Here is a 16,665-nt window from a genome sequence, read left to right as displayed (position 1 = left end):
TACTTGCATGTATTAGGCACGCCGCCAGCGTTCGTCCTGAGCCAGGATCAAACTCTCATTAAAAGTTTGAGTTCTCACTCATTTCTGTCACTGACAGATTTATTGTTTTTTTCATTGTTCAGTACTACAACTTAATGTTGTAGTGCCCTGCACATTGGTTCGTCTTGTTCAGTTTTCAAAGGTCTTTGTCTCTCGTTCTCTCAAGCGACAACTATATTAGTATATCACAGTCAATTTTCTCTGTCAACAGGTTTTTTTAACTTTTTTTATATCCTGTTCCCATCAACCGCAATACACCCATAGTCCGTACGGGATTCGAACCCGTGTTACCGCCGTGAAAAGGCGGTGTCTTAACCCCTTGACCAACGGACCCTGAGCTTGTCAACTCTTTCTATTATACCTACTTTTTGACGCTTGTCAACTGCTTTGAATTATTTTTTATAAAAAATTTTTTCTATTTTTTTCTTTTATATTAATTACTGTTAAAACAACTTACTTTTTATATAAGAAAAAAACACTATATACTTTTTATTGCGAAATAGGAAAAATCATGATCAAAGTATAAAACAAAAAGCCCACTGTTGTAGGCTTTCTGTATCATATATCTTAAAATTAAAGCATTTTGTTGTAGAATTCAACGATAAGTGCTTCGTTGATTTCTGGGTTGATTTCATCGCGTTCTGGCAAACGAGTCAATGAACCTTCCAATTTTTCAGCATCGAATGATACGAATGCTGGACGTCCAAGAGTAGCTTCAACTGCTTCAAGGATAGCTGGAACTTTCAATGATTTTTCACGAACTGAGATTACTTGACCTGGAGTCACGCGGTATGATGGGATATCAACGCGTTTTCCGTCAACAAGGATGTGACCGTGGTTTACGAATTGACGAGCTTGACGACGAGTAGTTGCAAGGCCAAGACGGTAAACTACGTTATCCAAACGACGTTCCAAAAGAAGCATGAAGTTGAAACCAAGGATTCCGCCTTTGATTTTTGTAGCTTGTACGAACAAGTTACGGAATTGTTTTTCACCTACTCCGTAAGTGAAACGAAGTTTTTGTTTTTCAGCCAATTGCAAACCGTATTCTGACAATTTAGAACGGTTGTTTGGTCCGTGTTGTCCTGGTACGTAGTTACGACGTGCCAATTCTTTACCTGTACCTGTAAGTGAAAGGCCAAGGCGACGAGCTTGTTTCCAAGATGGTCCTGTATAACGTGACATATGTATGTCCTCCTAATATAAATATAATTTCGGCGGAAATAGTCACTTAGAAAGCCCTGATTCGTGCAGATGCCCTTCGCCTAAACAGCCAAGGTTACTTGTTATAAGACACCTGTTGACGAGCTTCATGCTTTCCTGCTGCTATTTCACACAAAGGCTATTGTACCATGAAATACTACATTTGTAAAGAGAATTTTTTTAGTTTTATTTCAAATCAAGATGAAATGTAAACGTACTTCCTAAGCCATACTGGCTTTCTGCTGTTATTTCACCACCTAGTTGATGAGCTAGTTCTCGCGCAATCGCAAGTCCTAATCCATGACCACCTGTTTTCATATTACGCGACGTTTCTACACGATAAAGTCGGTTAAAAATTTTTTCCAAATCTTCAGGAAGAATACCTTGACCCTCGTCTTTCACACTGATTATCAGTTCTTCTTCTGTTAACTGAGCAAGAACTTCAATCCTAGTTCCAGGTTCTGAATATTTAAATGCATTGTTTAACAAATTGACTAGAATACGAGAGAGTTTGTCATAATAGCTCTTGACTTTCGCAGACTCAGGCTTTACTTGAATGTAGACATCTCGCTCCTCTTGTTCAATCTGAAGTTGAAATTCACTCATCGACTCAATCAACAACTGATCTAAAAACACATCTTCGACTTCTTCGTCAGCTATATCTTGGGGCTGAGCGTTCAGAGTCAAAACATCCAACTCCTCGACTAGCTTGTTTAAACGCTCGGTTTGGCGACCAATCGTGGTTAAGTAATGGAGTCGTTCCTCTTCCTTGATTACTCCATCCAAAATTCCTTCCACAGTAACCTGAATGGAGGTAATGGGAGTTTTAATATCGTGAGAGAGCTGAGCAATCATCATTCTTTTTTCTTGCTCACTCTCATCAAGTGATTGAAAGGTATCTTGTAAATTGCGGGACATGTCATTAAAAGCCTGGCCCAACTCTTGAAATTCTATCGGCCCTTTGGTTTCAATTTCTGTGCTGAAATCTTTGCCAGCTATATTCTGAGCTTGTTTTTTCAAATGTTTCAGAGAAGAAAAAACAGGTGACAAAAGAAAGATGCTCACTGCAGCGCCAATGAAACTTGCAATCAAGGTCATTCCAACCAGAAAGTAAACTTCACTTTTCTCAATCAACATTCGTTGGATTGCCCAGAAAACGACCAAAATCGTTAGTAGAGTCGAAACTAGATACCCCACTAAAATATAGCTTTTTAATTTCATTTTTTACCTCTCGGTCTTTCCATCTTATAGCCCAATCCCCAAACCGTTTTGATAGCAGGAGTGTTTAAATTCGTGAACTTACTCAATTCTTGTCTCAAAGCATGGATATGAACATTGAGTGTATTAGTATCATCCACATAATCCTCTTGCCATACCTTCTCGTAAAGTTCAGTTTTTGAAAAGACTCTCTCAGGATTGCTGGCTAATATCCATAGAAGTTCAAAAGATTTCACTGTCAATTCCAAAGGCTGTTCCCCAATGCGAACTTCATGAGTCCCATGGTTGATCACTAAGTCACCAAACTCAATCTGCTCGGTCTCTCCGCCACGACTAAGACGGCGCAAGATATTATTCACTCTCAAAACCAATTCCCGTGGGCTAAACGGTTTAGCTATAAAATCATCTGCTCCCAAACTTAATCCATAAATCTTATCCTGTTCGCTTGTCTTAGCAGTTGTAAAGAGAAAGGGTTGATCAGGAGCAATATACTGAACTTCACTGATGAAATCATAACCGTCCATATTAGGCATCATGATATCTGTGATAATGAGGTCGATAGATTTTTTTCTAAAAAGTTCTAATCCTTCCTTACCATCATGGGCAACTAAAACATCATAACCCGCCTGTAAAAGATAGCGATTTTGAATATCTAGAATATCTATCTCATCATCAACCAACAAAATTGTCTTTTTCATCTGACACTCCTTTGACAAAAACAGTGTTATACTTGCTTTAGTATAACACTATTTTCCGTAATGTTTAAATGATTTGAACCTTAATCTTCTCTTTTGGTTTTCCAACCCAAAAATCCAACAAGACCTGCCAAGACTAGGCCAAGGGCTCCAAGTCCAGCTGTAGTCGTTTGAGCTTCACCAGTATTTGGTAGCATCGGTTGCCCATCATTTTTCCTAGTTTCAGCCATGGAATCACCCATTCTCATCTCTGAAGCTTGGGCTTCCTTCGTCATATCCTTCATTTTGTTCATTGAATCTGACGTAGAAGAAGGCATTGCCATCTGATCTTCTTGAGGAGTTTTGAACATCATTTCTGAACCATGAAGTCGAATCGTTACTTGACGAGTAGCAACCAGATTGCTTAAATCAGGTTTGCCATCTTTAGAGCCATAGACTTTAATAGTAGCTAGATATGTATAGGTTCCGTTAGCTCGAAGTTGCTCAAGTAAGGCCTGACCATCTTTACCAACCGTATTACCATTCAAATCTACTTCGTAGAAATATTGGCCTTTAGCCAAGCCTTCAAGTGCCAATAAAGCAGGATTTTTATCCATTCCGTTGTCTGACCATGGGGCCTTGTCTGAAGCTTTCAAGATAAGGCGAGTCAACATTCCATCACCACCAAAAGCTTCATATGGGATGACTTGGTTTACGCCGGCCAAGAATGGTCCAGGAACATTAGCCTTGTCAAGGTAGCTAGCCGGAACATCAATCATGTCTTTGACATTGTTAACAACAGACTCTTTAACCTGAGTTGGTGTGGTTGAAGCGTTCAAATTAACAGTCAAATCTTTAGTCGCTACTAGGTTAGTCAAATCGGCCTTGCCATCTTTCACACCGTACACTTTAATAGTAGCTTTATAACTTTGCGTTCCATTTTGTTTTAAAAGGTCAAGAAGCTCTTTATCTGATTTACCTTGAGTACCTGCCAAATCTACTTCATAGAAGTAGAGGTCTTTGCCCAATTTCTCTACTGGTGGAAGGGCAGGATTTTTAGCCGAACCGTTGTCTGACCATGGGGCCTTATCGGATGCTTTCAAGATAAGGCGAGTCAACATCCCATCACCAGCAAAGAACTCATATGGAATGACTTGATTGACGCCGGCTGTAAATGGTCCTGGGAAATTGGCTTTGTCAAGGTAGCTAGCTGGGACATCTACTGTGTCTTTGGTGTTATCAGCCACACCCTTTTTCACTTCAGCTGGAGTGGTCAAGCCATTCAAATTAACACCCAAATCCTTAGTTGCCACAAGATTTGTTAAGTCAGCTTTGCCGTCTTTCGCACCGTACACTTTAATAGTAGCTTTATAACTTTGCGTTCCATTTTGTTTCAAGAGGTCAAGTAGCTCTTTGTCAGATTTACCTTGAGTACCTGCCAAGTCTACTTCATAGAAGTAAAGACCTTTGCTCAATTTCTCTACCGGTGGGAGAGCAGGATTTTTAGCCGTTCCATTATCTGACCATGGAGCCTTATCAGAGGATTTCAAGATAAGGCGAGTCAACATACCGTCACCAGCGAAGAATTCGTATGGAATGACTTGGTTGACACCAGCTGTAAATGGACCTGGGAAATTAGCTCTATCCAAGTAAGAAGCTGGGACTTCTACTGTGTCTTTGGTGTTGTCGGCCACACCTTTTTGCACTTCAGCTGGAGTGGTTAAGCCGTTCAAGTTGACATCCAAATTCTTAGTCGCTACGAGGTTGCTCAAATCTGCCTTGCCATCTTTCGCACCATACACTTTAATAGTAGCTTTATAGCTTTGAGTGCCGTTTTGTTTTAACAAGTCAAGAAGCTCTTTATCTGATTTACCTTGAGTGCCGGCCAAATCCACTTCATAGAAGTAAAGGCCTTTGCCCAATTTTTCTACTGGTGGGAGGGCCGGATTTTTGGCTGAGCCGTTGTCTGACCATGGGGCCTTGTCAGAAGCTTTCAAGATAAGACGAGTCAACATACCGTCACCAGCGAAGAATTCATATGGGATAACTTGGTTAACACCGGCTGTGAATGGGCCTGGGAAGTTCGCTTTATCCAAGTAAGTTGCTGGGACGTCTACTGTATCTTTAGTATTGTCTGCCACACCTTTTTGAACTTCAGCTGGAGTAGTTGCTGGTTGAGCTTCACTGGCTTCGCGGTCTTGTCCAGAAACTGTAGACGTAGGACCTTCCACAGGTTTAACTGCATCTTCTGTTTTTTTCTTAGAGTCGGGTTGTGCTTGCACTTCTTCTTTTGGTGCTACTACTGGCTCTTTAGCAGTTTCGTCCGCTTTTTCTGAAGAGCTTGTGGTGTCCACACTTGCTTGAGGTGTTGGAATAGACTGTTCCGAAGGAAGAGCTACATCGACTGCTTTTTTGAGAACCTCTGCTGGTAAGTCGCCCTTTTCACTCACCGAGGCGTCGTTTGGCACGACTTGAGCAGGAGTCGGATTGACGACATCAGCACGTGCAGAACTTGGTTGACCGACTAGGACAAAGAAGCCACTAGCCACAACAACTGAAGCAACACCAACACTGAGGCGGCGAATAGACCAACGAGTATATCTCTGATTTGGATTGAATTTCATAGGATTCTCCTTAGAGTTTTCTTTTTTTGATGACTCTAGTATAATCTCCTAAAATTAAAAAGGATTAAGAAAAAGTTAAAATTTTTCTTAAATCCTTCTTATAAAATACTTATATTGACTCAATAGTCACTAGAAAAAAGAATGGTCATTTCTCTTTTAATCATTGAGGTGTGCTAGATTATCCAAATATTGGTTATTGATTACTGCCATCATATAGCCATCAGCTTTCAATTGATCATCTGGACCAAACTGAACATCTAGAGGAGCATTTTCATAGTCACGAAAACCAAGAATATTGAGATTGTATTGTCCTCGAAGATCAAGTTCACTTAGACTCTTACCTGCCCACGACTGTGGAATTTTCATCTCGACTATCGAGACATTTTTATCCAACTGAAAAACATCAACGCTGTTATTAAATAAAATAGTCTGCGCCAACGAACGACCCATCTCATATTCTGGTGAAATGACTGAATCCGCGCCAATTTTTTCAAGGACTTTTTTTGCTGTATGGCTTTTAACCTTAGCAATAACAGTTGGTACTCCTAGACTCTTGCAATGCATGACTGCAAGCACACTAGATTCTAAATTTTCCCCAGTTGCCACCACAACTGTATCGCAGGTATCAATTCCTGCTGAGAGCAAGAGCTCTTCATCGGTAATATCTCCAACCACTCCACGTACCAAGACTGGTTCGAACTGATTGATTCGCTCCTCATGGTCGTCAATGGCGATAATATTTATATCATGCTGAGCGAGAGCGGTAAGTACACTACTCCCAAAAATACCTAAACCTAAAATTCCAATTGTCCGATCTGACATAGTTTATCCTTTCTTATCCTATGGTAATATCTGCTTTCATATAGTGGATCATATCTTTCTTATCTGGTTGATACTCAGCCAAACTAACTAATAGCGTCAGTGGTCCAATTCGACCTATAAACATCAATAGCATGACAATGCTAAGAGCTAATCTGCCTAACTCTGGTGTCAAATTTGCCGTCACTCCGACCGTAGCAAGGGCAGAAATTGTTTCAAACATGATGTAGATAAAGCGCGGATTTCCTTCTGCGGTTACCCCTAACAGGATCAAGCCCAGCAAGAAAGTTAGCAAGAAGATAATAAAGACACTGAATGATTTTTGGACTGTCCGAGGTAAAATTGTTCTCCGAGCTACATTGGCATGGGGTAATCCTAAAAGTTCACTGCGTGCAAAGACCAATAATACAAAGAAGGTTGTGATTTTAAGCCCGCCGGCTGTTCCACCAGGCGCCCCACCGAGAAACATTTGTAAGATATAAATCAGCAAAGTAACAGGCCGAGCCTGGGTGTAATCAATAGAAGCAAAACCTGCCGTTCTCATGCTAACTGTTTGGAAAAAACTGACTAGCAATTTATCAGGGATGCTGAGATTGCCAATCGTTCCCGGATTGTTCCACTCTATCAAAAGGGTTGAAACTGTTCCAGTAAATAAAATTCCAGCTGTCAAGAAGAGAACCAACTTGGTATGGAAGCGAAGCCGACGTTTTTTCTTGCTCAACTGCGTGGCCAGGTCAAACCAAACCATAAACCCTAGACCACCTGTGATGATCAAAGCAGCAAGCACTAGATTAATCAAAGGATCAGTTTGAAAAGCTACTAAACTTGTACTTCCAAAATTATCAAAACCAGCATTACAGAAAGCTGAAATAGCTACGAAAATAGAGGTGAAAATTCCTCGGCCCCAACCAAATTCCGGAACAAAACGAAAACTTAACAGGAAGGCTCCGAGTCCTTCAACGATAAAAGTCGTCAAGAAAATCGAACGTATGAAAACCATTAAAGACTGAGTTTCTCCATAACTAAAGCTCTCCAGAATTGTTTCACGGCTACGAAGACTGAGCTTTTGCTTACTTTGAATATAAAAGACCCCTATAAAGGTCATGAGACCCAAACCACCAATCTGGATCAAAAACATACAGATTAACTGACCCCAGATGTTATATGTAGTGGCTACTGGTTGAGTAAAGAGTCCTGTCACACAGACCATGGATACTGCTGTAAAGAGATGGTCGAAATAGGTCGCTTGGGAGCTTGTTGCTTGCACAAATGGCAGACTCAAAAGGAGAGAGCCTGCGAAAATAACCAAAGCAAAACTTAAAAAAATTCGACGAGCAGGTGATAAACGCCCCAAGGTCGTGTTTATTTTTTCCAAAAATGATTTGAATAACATAGCTACATTGTACCATAAAATAGTTAAAGCAGTCACATATGACTAACGATTTCAAGACAGAGTTCTAAGGCCTTGTCAAAAGCTTCTGAACCCCAATCGCGGCTATCATAATTTTCTAAATCCGCTAGAGAGTCGGCTGTAAATAAAAGTTGACCCCAAACTACTCCTCGAAGCTGGGCAACTGCTGCAAGAGCTGCACACTCCATCTCCACAACTGCACAGCCTTCTTCCTTACGATAGGCAACCTTTTCAGCTGTCTCTCGGTAAAAACCATCTGTCGACCAAGTCATAACCTCCTCGTAAGGAATTCCTAGTTGTTCCAAGACTTGCTCGATAGCAGAAATCGCTTCTACATGTACATCCATATAACGAGAAGGTGGCGCATAATGGTAACTAGTTCCTTCATCACGCAGAGCACGGACTGGAACTAGGAAGGCATTTTCTTCTATATTCACTAACACGCCACAAGTACCGGTGGAAATGATTTTCTCCACACCGTAGCCAATCAACCAATCCATAAACTGGGCCGCAGGGGCAGAACCTACGGGAGCCTGAGCCAGACATACTTCCTCACCCTTGTAACTCATGACATAAACAGGATAGGTTTTAGTGGCAGAAACGAACTCACCAACACAGTCCGCCCCTACTTCCTGAGCATAACGGTCAATCTCTTCTTCCAAAAATGCATAGATGCACTTCTTTGGCAACTGTAAATCTAATCCTTCGTGATTTGGCATGATGACTGCCTGAGGATTATCGTCAAACTCTAAAATAGGAATAGCATGTTTTTGAATCATAGAATACCTCCTCTAAATTTTTACTATTATAACAAAAGCCAAACGAAAGTCAAGACGGGAGGCTAAGTCAAATCAGAAAAACCTACCTTAAGTAGTAAACAACCATTAAATGCTTTTTCCTCTACTAACAAAATTGCTAAAACTTAGGAATTAGTTTATAATAGGTTGAATTTAAAAAAGGAGAAATCTTATGAAATTCTATTCATATGACTATGTTCTCAGTCAGATTAGTCAACAGAATTGGACCATGATTATTGTGTCGACATTCTTAGTGATTGTGACTGGATTCTTTGCATTTAAGGCTTTCAAAGATAAAAGAGGGAGTAAGTTCCGTGAATTATCGCTCATTTCTATTTTGACCTTAATTGCTTTTGTATTGATTAGCATTACGAATTTTCAAAACAGCCAATCCAATGATAATCAATTTCGTAGTTCCTTGCACTTCATCGAAATTGTATCAAAAGAGTTAGGTGTTGATAAGAAAAATGTTTATGTCAACACATCAGCAGTGACTGATGGGGCGATTATTAAAGTAGGTGACAATTTTTATCGTGCCATTAGTGGGACTGACCAAGATAGCTATTTATTAGAAAAGATGGAACTCTATAAATCAGATGTGGAACTCGTGGAGGTTGAAAAATGATAAGCTTTTTTGCTACAATTGCAATTAAATTAGCCTTGGGGCTACTTTCTCTTGTTTTTGTTATTAACGTAACAGGTAAAGGAAATTTAGCACCAAGTTCTGCAGTAGATCAAATCCAGAACTTTGTTCTCGGGGGTATTATCGGTGGGGTTATCTACAATAGTTCTATCACCATCATCCAATACATTGTTATCCTCATCATCTGGACTATTCTCATCTTGCTCCTTAAATGGCTGAATACCAATGTTTCTCTGATTAAACATCTGATTGACGGAAAACCTACTATTATCATAAAAAATGGTCAGTTAGACCCTGAAGCCTGTCGATCAAAAGGTCTTGCAGCTGCAGATGTAGCTCTTAAATTGCGCGCCCAAGGAATCTTCCAACTAAAAGACGTCAAGAGAGCTGTGATTGAGCAAAACGGACAGCTAATTGTTGTAAGAATGGGTGACGAAAATCCTAAGTACCCAGTCATTACAGATGGTGTTGTCCAAGTTGAAATCCTAGAAACCATTGGAAAAACTGAGGAATGGCTAACAGAAAAATTAAAAGAAGAAGGTTTCGAAGACGTTTCTAATATCTTTATCGCTGAGTATGATAAAGGCCAATTGAACATTGTAACCTATTAAAAAATAAACTGATACTTTTCGTATCAGTTTTTTGCTTTTTCACAACAAAGGGTATATACTTAAGTTATTATCTGATTTGTTTTAGATAATACAATAAAATATCGGAGGTAACCCCCATGTCAATCGAAGAAAAATTCAACCAAGCTAAAGGTTCTGTTAAAGAAGGTTTTGGTAAACTTACTGGCGATACAAAAACTCAAGCGGAAGGAGCTGCTGAAAAAGTAGCTTCAAAAGCTAAAGAAGTTGCTGAAGATGCAAAAGAAGCTGTCGAAGGTGCAGTATCTGGCGTAAAAAACATCTTTAAAAAAGACGGAGAATAATTCTTTCTCGTCCTAATATCCTAAAAACTCCTATTCCAAGCTTGTAATAATGCTAGGGATAAGAGTTTTTTCTTGCACTCATATTAGTTATCTCAAATATAAAAAGCATCTCTTCGTGAGATGCTTTGACATAAAATTGACAATTTCAATGAAGAAAGCTATCCAAATGAACTTCAAGGCTCATAAAAAAAACTTTCATCCTAGAAGTTTATCAAATCAGAAATCTCAGCTTCCATACATTTAAGAAATCGTTGTACCGCTGGAGAGGTCGGTTTCTGTTTTGGCAAAGCAAGGCCAAGCGAAACAAAACGTGGTGGGGTTAAAGGTAGCTGTACTACATCTCCTTTCCAATCTTGTGCAATCATAGCTTGATTAAAACTTACTCCCAAACCCGCTTTTACTAACTGATAGGTAGTAAAGCCATCTTTTGTTGTAAATCGTGTTTTTAATTTTAAACCTTCTTGCTTAATTAGTCTGTCTTGGTCTGTGTCTTGACCAGGTAAGGTGTGGATAAATTCTTCTGTTTCCAGATCTTTTATCCTGTAAGTCTCTTGTTTGGCTTTTGGATGATCCTTTGGCAACCAAGCCACCAAGGGGTCTCGATACAATTCTTTCCAGCTGTACTCTCCACTATCTTGAGGCTCTGCACACAGACAAATATCGACAGATTTTTCGGCCAACCACTTAGCTATTTCCTTATTCCCACCCTCCAACAATTTAATCTGGATATGGGGATAGCTTTCTGAAAAAACTTTTAAAAGATGAGGCATCCACATAGAGGATACACTAAAGTAGCAAGCAATCGTGATGGAACCGCGAACGACTCCTTTGATATCATCACTCATCTCTTGCGCAACCTGACTTGATTCAACAATTTCCCTGAAATAAGGTAACATCAATTTCCCATTTTCCGTCAAGTGAACTCCTTTTTTACTGCGGATAAACAAAGAAAATTCTAGTTCCTCTTCCAAACTGGAAATCATTCTCGTAATCCCTGACTGGGTATAGTTGAGTTGTTCTGCTGCAGCCGAAAAAGAGCCGGTCTCACTAGCAACTAAAACAGCTTGGCATTTACTAGCATCCATAATCTACTCCTCTCTATCTATTCCATTATATCATAGTTAAGATGAGTTTTTGCCGTTTGTGTTATATCAAAAAATGTTTTAAACTAATAGCATCAACAAAGAAAGAGAAGTAACCAAATGAAAACACAACTGAATTTCGCCAACGACTATTTACAAGGAGCACATCCTAATATTCTCAAACGGATGATGGAAACCAACCAAATAGAAATGACAGGTTACGGGACAGACCCGATTACCAAGAGTGCTGTTGAACGGATTCGAGAGGCATGCGCTTGTCCCCAAGCAGAAGTTCGCTTTCTCATGGGCGGGACTCCGACCAATCAAATCATAATCGATAGCCTCCTTCAATCTTATCAAGGGGTGATCGCAGCAAAAACTGGGCATGTCAGTGTGCACGAGGCTGGGGCTATCGAGTTTGGTGGCCACAAGGTTCTAGAACTCGATACAGCAGACGGAAAATTGACCGCCCAACAAATTAAAGTAACCATTGAAGATTACTGGGCAGATGGCAATCATGAACACATGGTTATGCCAGGGATGGTTTATATCTCACAACCAACGGAACTAGGAACACTCTACAGCAAGGCAGAAATTGAGGCTATCTCTCAAGTCTGCAAAGAGCACGAGGTCAAACTCTTTGTCGATGGAGCCCGTCTAGCCTATGCACTGGCTTGTCCTGAAAATGATGTGACTCTAGCTGACCTCGCGCTCCTCTGTGATGCTTTTTACATTGGAGGCACTAAGTGCGGAGCCATGTTTGGAGAAGCGGTGGTTATTCCCAATCCTCGTCTTCTTCCTCATATGACCACCATCATCAAGCAACACGGTGCACTCTTGGCCAAAGGCAGACTGTTAGGCATCCAATTTGACGAATTATTCAAGAATAATTTGTATCATACTATCGGACAAGATGCGATTACTTATGGCAATCAGATTCGTCAAGCTTGTGAAAAAGCAGAACTCCCTCTCTATTTTGAAAATCCAACTAATCAAATCTTTTGCTTGGTAACCAAAGAGCAAATGGAAAAACTCTCTAAAAATGTGATTTTCTCCTTCTGGGAAAAGTATAATGACGAACTAACCGTTACTCGTTTTGCGACCTCCTGGTCTACTCGAAAGGAAGATGTAGAGGCATTGTGCCAGGTGATTGAAGAATTATAAAAAACGGCATCACTGCCGTTTTTTTGATCTATAAGACCTGCTCTCGGTACTCTGAAATAGTCTGTCCCGTCCATTTTTTGAAAGCTCGTGAGAAGGAAGAGATTTCTGAATAGCCTAACAAATAGGCTACATCATCTGTTGTCATGTAATGACAATTTACGTCACAATGAAATTGATTGGTCTACTCCCCTTCTTTCCATCATATACTGTCATTTTTCTGATATAATAAGGTGTTCAACCATCTTAGAAAGGATGACCCATGACAAATCTAATGAAACACAAACGGGTAGAGTATAGTGAACTCTTTTATGATCTGGTCTTTGTTTACGCCATTTCTAAAACGACTGCCCTCATCCATCATCTTCACCACGGAGTCTTATCATTGGACGCCATCTTTGGTTTCCTGATGACGCTTCTGGTTCTAGTCAATTCTTGGATGATTCAGACCGTCTATACCAACCGCTATGGAAAGAATTCCCTTTTTAATATGACTGTCATGTTCATCAATATGGCCATGCTCCTCTTGATATCAAACATGATTACCAATGACTGGCAGAGCTACTTTCATACCTTCTGCTGGACAGTGGGAACCCTGACCCTAACCCTATTTTTCCAATACCTAGTAGAGTATTTCCGAAAATCTACCACGCCAGCCAACCGAAAAAGTATCAAGGGTTTTCTTTGGATGACAGGGCTCAGAACCTTAGCCGTCTATATAGCAGCCCTTCTTCCGATAGATTTTGGTATCTATGTCTATATGTTAGGGATTCTCTTGACCTTTATCATGCCCATCCTATTGACCCGAAAAGTTTCCCATTTTCAAATTAATCTTCCCCACCTGATTGAACGTATCTCGCTACTGGTCATTATTACCTTTGGGGAGATGATTATGGGCCTAGCAGATTTCTTTACAGTTGAAAATTTCTCCATCCACTCTATCCTTTACTTTATCATCATGGTCAACCTCTTTATGAATTACTTCGGCCAATTTGACCATGCCATTGATGAAGAAGGAAAGAATAAGGGTATCTTTCTGATATACAGCCACTATCCGATTTTTATTGGCTTGATTATGGTGACTGTTTCTATGAGTTTCTTGGTAAACCCTGAAGCCCATCACCTCTTTGCGACTGGCTTCTTCTATACGGGTATCGGCCTCTTTCAAGCTGCCATCCTTGCAAATGGCTATTTTAACAAGAGTTACCTCAAGTATGACAAGCTCTATTATGGCTTGCAAACCGCATTCTTCCTTATCGGACTGGCTCTCTCCCTTCTTTTCTCAGCCTATCCATCAGTTGTTATCACCATTGCAACCTTGATGACCTTGGCAATGGAAGTTCATTTTACGCATTTTTATATGACCCGAACTAAGAAATACGGAACTCCGAATTGGGATTTGTACTAGAAAATCCTTCCTACATAAAAATCTCCCTTCTCTTTCGAGAAAGGAGATTTTTATTTTATTAACGTCCATCAGGAGCGGGACCTCCAGGGCCACCATTTCCTTGAGGACCACCACCAGGTGCTCCTCCGCCACCAGGCATAGAATTGACGATTTCAGTTTGTTTTTCGCCATTGAAGTAGATATCTCCGCCTGTATAGCTAGCTGTTCCGTCAAAATCAAAACCAGTTTGACCAGTCATCTTAATAGTTCCACCCGTAACAGTGATATTCCCATTTGAGTCAATCGGATCAGTATCTCCTTGACCAACTTCAACGGTCAAGTTCCCACCATTCATAGTGAAGAAGATTTCGCTTTGTTGGGCGTTTTTGTTAGCTGCATTAACACCATCATCTGTCGCATATATAGTAATGTCTCCACCGTTAATAGTGATAGACTTACCTTCAAGCCCTTCTGTAGAATTTTTAACAGTATAGGTACCGCTATCGATAACCAAATCACCTGATGCATGGATACCATCATCACCAGCAGTAACAGTGATAGTATTATCAGAGAGATACATGGTTCCAACAGATGTATCGTCATCATTGTCTACCTTGACCCCGTCCTCCTTGGCATCGATTGTCATGGTTGTGCCAGTAATGTTGAGTTCATCATTAACATTAAAGGCATCTCCAACTGCTGTGATGTTGTAGGTTCCACCTGTGATGTGAAGTGTATCGTTAGCCTTGATAGCATTGTTTTTCTTGCCATCTACATTGAGAGTTCCTTTACCGTTGATGGTTAAGTCCACTTTAGAGAAGAGTGCTGCATCCGCCTTTTCATCACTATTCGTTGCTGAATCTGACAGGCTATTGGTTGTACCATCTGCTAGAGTTAAGTAAACATGACCGGCTGATGTGGCAGAAATAGCTGCATTGGTATTGGTCATTGTTACACCATTTAGAACGATGTGTACGTCATCTGAACTTCCAGCTTCAATCTTGATTTGAACACCATCAGATTTTCCAGAAATCACATAGGTACCTGACTTAGAGATGGTGACGGTAGAATCTGATATGGCAACTCCGTCACCAGATATCGTCGCTGTTGATCCTGACAGAATTACAGTTGCTGCCGTCTTTTCATCGTAAGAAGTATCATAGTCTTTATCCGTAAAATAGCTAGTTTTCTTAGCGTTTGTAGTTGATGTGGTGTTTGTTGCGGTATTGCTAGCTGTTGTATTTGAAGTTGACTGGGTACAAGCTGTCACCAGTGCTAGAGTTGCTATACTCGTTAATAAGAATGTCCATTTTTTTGCTTTCATACTCATTTCCTCGTCTTTCAGTTACATGATCCTAGTCTACGGGAGTTTCCTAAAAGAAGCCTGAATTTTTTCTGAAAGTTTTCTTAACCCCATCCGAACTTCATTAATAATCATTATTTATGGTACAAAAAAGAACAGCATTTCGCTGTTCTTTTAATTTTCTTTGACTGGAATTTCTTTGATAACTCGTGCCGGATTACCTACCAGAACTACATTGTCACCAAAAGATTTAGTAATGACAGCTCCTGCTCCTGCAACAACGTTATCACCTAGTGTAACGCCTGGAAGGACAATCACGCCACCTCCTGCCCAAAAGTTTTTACCAATCGTGATTGGTTTTCCAAATTCTAAACCCGAATTTCGTTCGTCGGGATCCAGGGGATGAAGAGGTGTTAAAAACTGGCAGTTAGGACCAATCATAGCATTGTCACCAATGGTAATTGGACAAACATCCAACATGGTTAGATTCCAATTGGAATAAAAATTTTCTCCCAAATGAATATTGACACCATAATCCACCACCAAACGAGTATTGACATAGAGATTTTCACCAGTAGAACCAAACCATCCTTTGATGATTTCCATACCTTTTACTGGATCGACTTCTGCATTAAAAGAAGCTTGCTTTTGTCGTGCTGTTTGTGCTAGAGCACGAAGTTCTGGATCGAACGGGTGATAAGGTTCTCCCGCAATCATTTTTTGGTATTCACTTTTCATTTCTTGATGTCCTTGCTTCTTTTAGATGATTGTAGCATAGTTCGATTCTTAATACAAGCAATCAAAAAAACTAGTGCATCATTTGATACACTAGTTTTTAATTAGAAAGTTGACTTTTCCACTACTTTACAGAATTAATTAGTCTTCTTTCTTTTTACGAGCGATAAGTCCAAATCCACTCAAGACACCTACTAAACCAAGGGCAGCAAGGCTAGCATTATCCTTAGTACCTGTGTTTGGCAATTGAGGAGTATTTTCCTTAGCTGGAGCTGGTTTAACTGGAGCTTCTGGTTTTTCTGGAGTTACAACTTTCTTGTAGATGTGTTGGATGTTTCCATTTGCATCTACAACAGTCTCCACAAACTCATAACCTGGAATTTCTTTCTTAGGTTGTTCTCCATCCTCAGTTGGATATCCTGGAATTGGGTTTCCATTTTCGTCAACGTGAGTTGTTGTGATCTTTTCGTAGACATGTACTGTATCACCGTTTGGCAACTTCTTAGTTTCAACGAAGCGGTATCCTGGAATGTCTTTCTTAGGATTTTCGCCGTCTTCTGTTGGATATCCTGGAATTTCATTTCCGTCTTTATCCTTGTGACTAGTCTTCACTTTTTCGTAGACATGTTCTGTGTCGC

16 protein-coding genes, 1 tRNA gene, 1 rRNA gene and 1 pseudogene are annotated in these 16,665 nt (G+C 40.2%); 5 read left to right on the top strand and 14 right to left on the bottom strand.

Going from position 1 to position 16,665, the window contains the following annotated elements; translation table 11 throughout:
- From QM857_RS08995 to QM857_RS08955, 9 genes are all read right to left on the bottom strand, one after another.
- A 16S ribosomal RNA gene (locus QM857_RS08995) occupies window positions 1–63 on the bottom strand; the annotation flags it as partial.
- 237 nt (window positions 64–300) lie between these two features.
- Window positions 301–372, bottom strand: a tRNA-Glu gene (locus QM857_RS08990).
- 240 nt (window positions 373–612) lie between these two features.
- Window positions 613–1,224 (bottom strand): 30S ribosomal protein S4, encoded by a 612-nt coding sequence (gene rpsD, locus QM857_RS08985; protein ID WP_004253981.1) that lies wholly within the window; start codon window positions 1,222–1,224, stop codon window positions 613–615.
- Between the two features lie 204 nt (window positions 1,225–1,428).
- Window positions 1,429–2,463, bottom strand: a complete 1,035-nt coding sequence (locus QM857_RS08980) for a sensor histidine kinase (RefSeq protein WP_414275748.1) — start codon at window positions 2,461–2,463, stop codon at window positions 1,429–1,431.
- Window positions 2,460–3,158: a response regulator transcription factor gene (locus QM857_RS08975; protein WP_414254649.1), complete on the bottom strand. Its 699-nt coding sequence runs from the start codon at window positions 3,156–3,158 to the stop codon at window positions 2,460–2,462. Before QM857_RS08975 ends, QM857_RS08980 begins: the two co-directional genes overlap by 4 nt.
- A gap of 80 nt (window positions 3,159–3,238) precedes the next feature.
- Complete coding sequence (locus QM857_RS08970) at window positions 3,239–5,758, bottom strand: SSURE domain-containing protein (RefSeq protein WP_414275747.1); 2,520 nt, start codon at window positions 5,756–5,758, stop codon at window positions 3,239–3,241.
- A 156-nt stretch (window positions 5,759–5,914) separates the two neighbouring features.
- Window positions 5,915–6,580 carry a potassium channel family protein gene (locus tag QM857_RS08965; RefSeq protein ID WP_414275746.1) on the bottom strand — a complete coding sequence of 222 codons (666 nt, stop codon included), beginning with the start codon at window positions 6,578–6,580 and terminating at the stop codon, window positions 5,915–5,917.
- A gap of 13 nt (window positions 6,581–6,593) precedes the next feature.
- Window positions 6,594–7,970, bottom strand: coding sequence for a TrkH family potassium uptake protein (locus tag QM857_RS08960; RefSeq protein ID WP_414275745.1), 1,377 nt, complete (start codon window positions 7,968–7,970; stop codon window positions 6,594–6,596).
- Between the two features lie 32 nt (window positions 7,971–8,002).
- Window positions 8,003–8,767 (bottom strand): nucleoside phosphorylase, encoded by a 765-nt coding sequence (locus tag QM857_RS08955; RefSeq protein ID WP_414254652.1) that lies wholly within the window; start codon window positions 8,765–8,767, stop codon window positions 8,003–8,005.
- Window positions 8,768–8,957: 190 nt separating this feature from the next.
- Between QM857_RS08955 and QM857_RS08950 the strand changes: the two genes are divergently transcribed.
- The 3 genes from QM857_RS08950 (at window position 8,958) to QM857_RS08940 (ending at window position 10,359) form a co-directional block, all read left to right on the top strand.
- The gene (locus QM857_RS08950) at window positions 8,958–9,410 is read left to right on the top strand and encodes a DUF3290 family protein (protein ID WP_084864383.1); all 453 of its coding nucleotides are present in this window, start codon (window positions 8,958–8,960) and stop codon (window positions 9,408–9,410) included.
- Entirely contained in the window at window positions 9,407–10,039 is a 633-nt protein-coding gene (locus QM857_RS08945; RefSeq protein ID WP_414275744.1) for a DUF421 domain-containing protein, read from the top strand. The genes QM857_RS08950 and QM857_RS08945 overlap by 4 nt, the downstream gene beginning before the upstream one ends.
- Before the next feature lie 116 nt (window positions 10,040–10,155).
- A complete protein-coding gene (locus tag QM857_RS08940) occupies window positions 10,156–10,359 on the top strand; it encodes a CsbD family protein (RefSeq protein ID WP_000020982.1) in 204 nt (67 codons plus the stop codon).
- A gap of 200 nt (window positions 10,360–10,559) precedes the next feature.
- Here the strand turns inward: QM857_RS08940 and QM857_RS08935 are convergent, their stop codons facing one another.
- Complete coding sequence (locus tag QM857_RS08935; protein ID WP_414275743.1) at window positions 10,560–11,444, bottom strand: LysR family transcriptional regulator; 885 nt, start codon at window positions 11,442–11,444, stop codon at window positions 10,560–10,562.
- A gap of 117 nt (window positions 11,445–11,561) precedes the next feature.
- Between QM857_RS08935 and QM857_RS08930 the strand changes: the two genes are divergently transcribed.
- Window positions 11,562–12,605, top strand: coding sequence for a threonine aldolase family protein (locus QM857_RS08930; protein ID WP_414275742.1), 1,044 nt, complete (start codon window positions 11,562–11,564; stop codon window positions 12,603–12,605).
- Between the two features lie 28 nt (window positions 12,606–12,633).
- Here QM857_RS08930 and QM857_RS08925 read toward each other — a convergent pair.
- Window positions 12,634–12,750, bottom strand: a pseudogene (locus QM857_RS08925) (helix-turn-helix domain-containing protein); the annotation flags it as partial.
- Window positions 12,751–12,864: 114 nt separating this feature from the next.
- Here QM857_RS08925 and QM857_RS08920 point away from each other — a divergent pair.
- Window positions 12,865–14,010 carry a low temperature requirement protein A gene (locus QM857_RS08920; protein ID WP_414275741.1) on the top strand — a complete coding sequence of 382 codons (1,146 nt, stop codon included), beginning with the start codon at window positions 12,865–12,867 and terminating at the stop codon, window positions 14,008–14,010.
- A 58-nt stretch (window positions 14,011–14,068) separates the two neighbouring features.
- On the opposite strand, the gene QM857_RS08915 is transcribed toward QM857_RS08920, so the two are convergent.
- The 3 genes from QM857_RS08915 to QM857_RS08905 form a co-directional block, all read right to left on the bottom strand.
- The gene (locus QM857_RS08915) at window positions 14,069–15,313 is read right to left on the bottom strand and encodes a carbohydrate-binding domain-containing protein (RefSeq protein ID WP_414275740.1); all 1,245 of its coding nucleotides are present in this window, start codon (window positions 15,311–15,313) and stop codon (window positions 14,069–14,071) included.
- 153 nt (window positions 15,314–15,466) lie between these two features.
- Window positions 15,467–16,030 carry a sugar O-acetyltransferase gene (locus QM857_RS08910; RefSeq protein ID WP_414275739.1) on the bottom strand — a complete coding sequence of 188 codons (564 nt, stop codon included), beginning with the start codon at window positions 16,028–16,030 and terminating at the stop codon, window positions 15,467–15,469.
- A 138-nt stretch (window positions 16,031–16,168) separates the two neighbouring features.
- The coding region (locus QM857_RS08905) for an LPXTG cell wall anchor domain-containing protein (RefSeq protein ID WP_414275738.1) at window positions 16,169–16,665 on the bottom strand (497 nt) is incomplete at its 5' end.

It is taken from the genome of Streptococcus infantis (assembly GCF_047463315.1).
GTDB lineage: Bacteria > Bacillota > Bacilli > Lactobacillales > Streptococcaceae > Streptococcus > Streptococcus infantis_AB.
This window is presented reverse-complemented; position numbering and strand designations above follow the sequence as displayed.

Bases quoted from the DNA above. Each gene is read 5' to 3' on its own strand.
- rpsD (WP_004253981.1), bottom strand. From the start codon at position 1,224: ATGTCACGTTATACAGGACCATCTTGGAAACAAGCTCGTCGCCTTGGC.
- QM857_RS08910 (WP_414275739.1), bottom strand. From the start codon at position 16,030: ATGAAAAGTGAATACCAAAAAATGATTGCGGGAGAACCTTATCACCCG.
- QM857_RS08935 (WP_414275743.1), bottom strand. From the start codon at position 11,444: ATGGATGCTAGTAAATGCCAAGCTGTTTTAGTTGCTAGTGAGACCGGC.
- QM857_RS08945 (WP_414275744.1), top strand. From the start codon at position 9,407: ATGATAAGCTTTTTTGCTACAATTGCAATTAAATTAGCCTTGGGGCTA.
- QM857_RS08930 (WP_414275742.1), top strand. From the start codon at position 11,562: ATGAAAACACAACTGAATTTCGCCAACGACTATTTACAAGGAGCACAT.
- QM857_RS08980 (WP_414275748.1), bottom strand. From the start codon at position 2,463: ATGAAATTAAAAAGCTATATTTTAGTGGGGTATCTAGTTTCGACTCTA.
- QM857_RS08915 (WP_414275740.1), bottom strand. From the start codon at position 15,313: ATGAAAGCAAAAAAATGGACATTCTTATTAACGAGTATAGCAACTCTA.
- QM857_RS08975 (WP_414254649.1), bottom strand. From the start codon at position 3,158: ATGAAAAAGACAATTTTGTTGGTTGATGATGAGATAGATATTCTAGAT.
- QM857_RS08965 (WP_414275746.1), bottom strand. From the start codon at position 6,580: ATGTCAGATCGGACAATTGGAATTTTAGGTTTAGGTATTTTTGGGAGT.
- QM857_RS08970 (WP_414275747.1), bottom strand. From the start codon at position 5,758: ATGAAATTCAATCCAAATCAGAGATATACTCGTTGGTCTATTCGCCGC.
- QM857_RS08955 (WP_414254652.1), bottom strand. From the start codon at position 8,767: ATGATTCAAAAACATGCTATTCCTATTTTAGAGTTTGACGATAATCCT.
- QM857_RS08940 (WP_000020982.1), top strand. From the start codon at position 10,156: ATGTCAATCGAAGAAAAATTCAACCAAGCTAAAGGTTCTGTTAAAGAA.
- QM857_RS08920 (WP_414275741.1), top strand. From the start codon at position 12,865: ATGACAAATCTAATGAAACACAAACGGGTAGAGTATAGTGAACTCTTT.
- QM857_RS08960 (WP_414275745.1), bottom strand. From the start codon at position 7,970: ATGTTATTCAAATCATTTTTGGAAAAAATAAACACGACCTTGGGGCGT.
- QM857_RS08950 (WP_084864383.1), top strand. From the start codon at position 8,958: ATGAAATTCTATTCATATGACTATGTTCTCAGTCAGATTAGTCAACAG.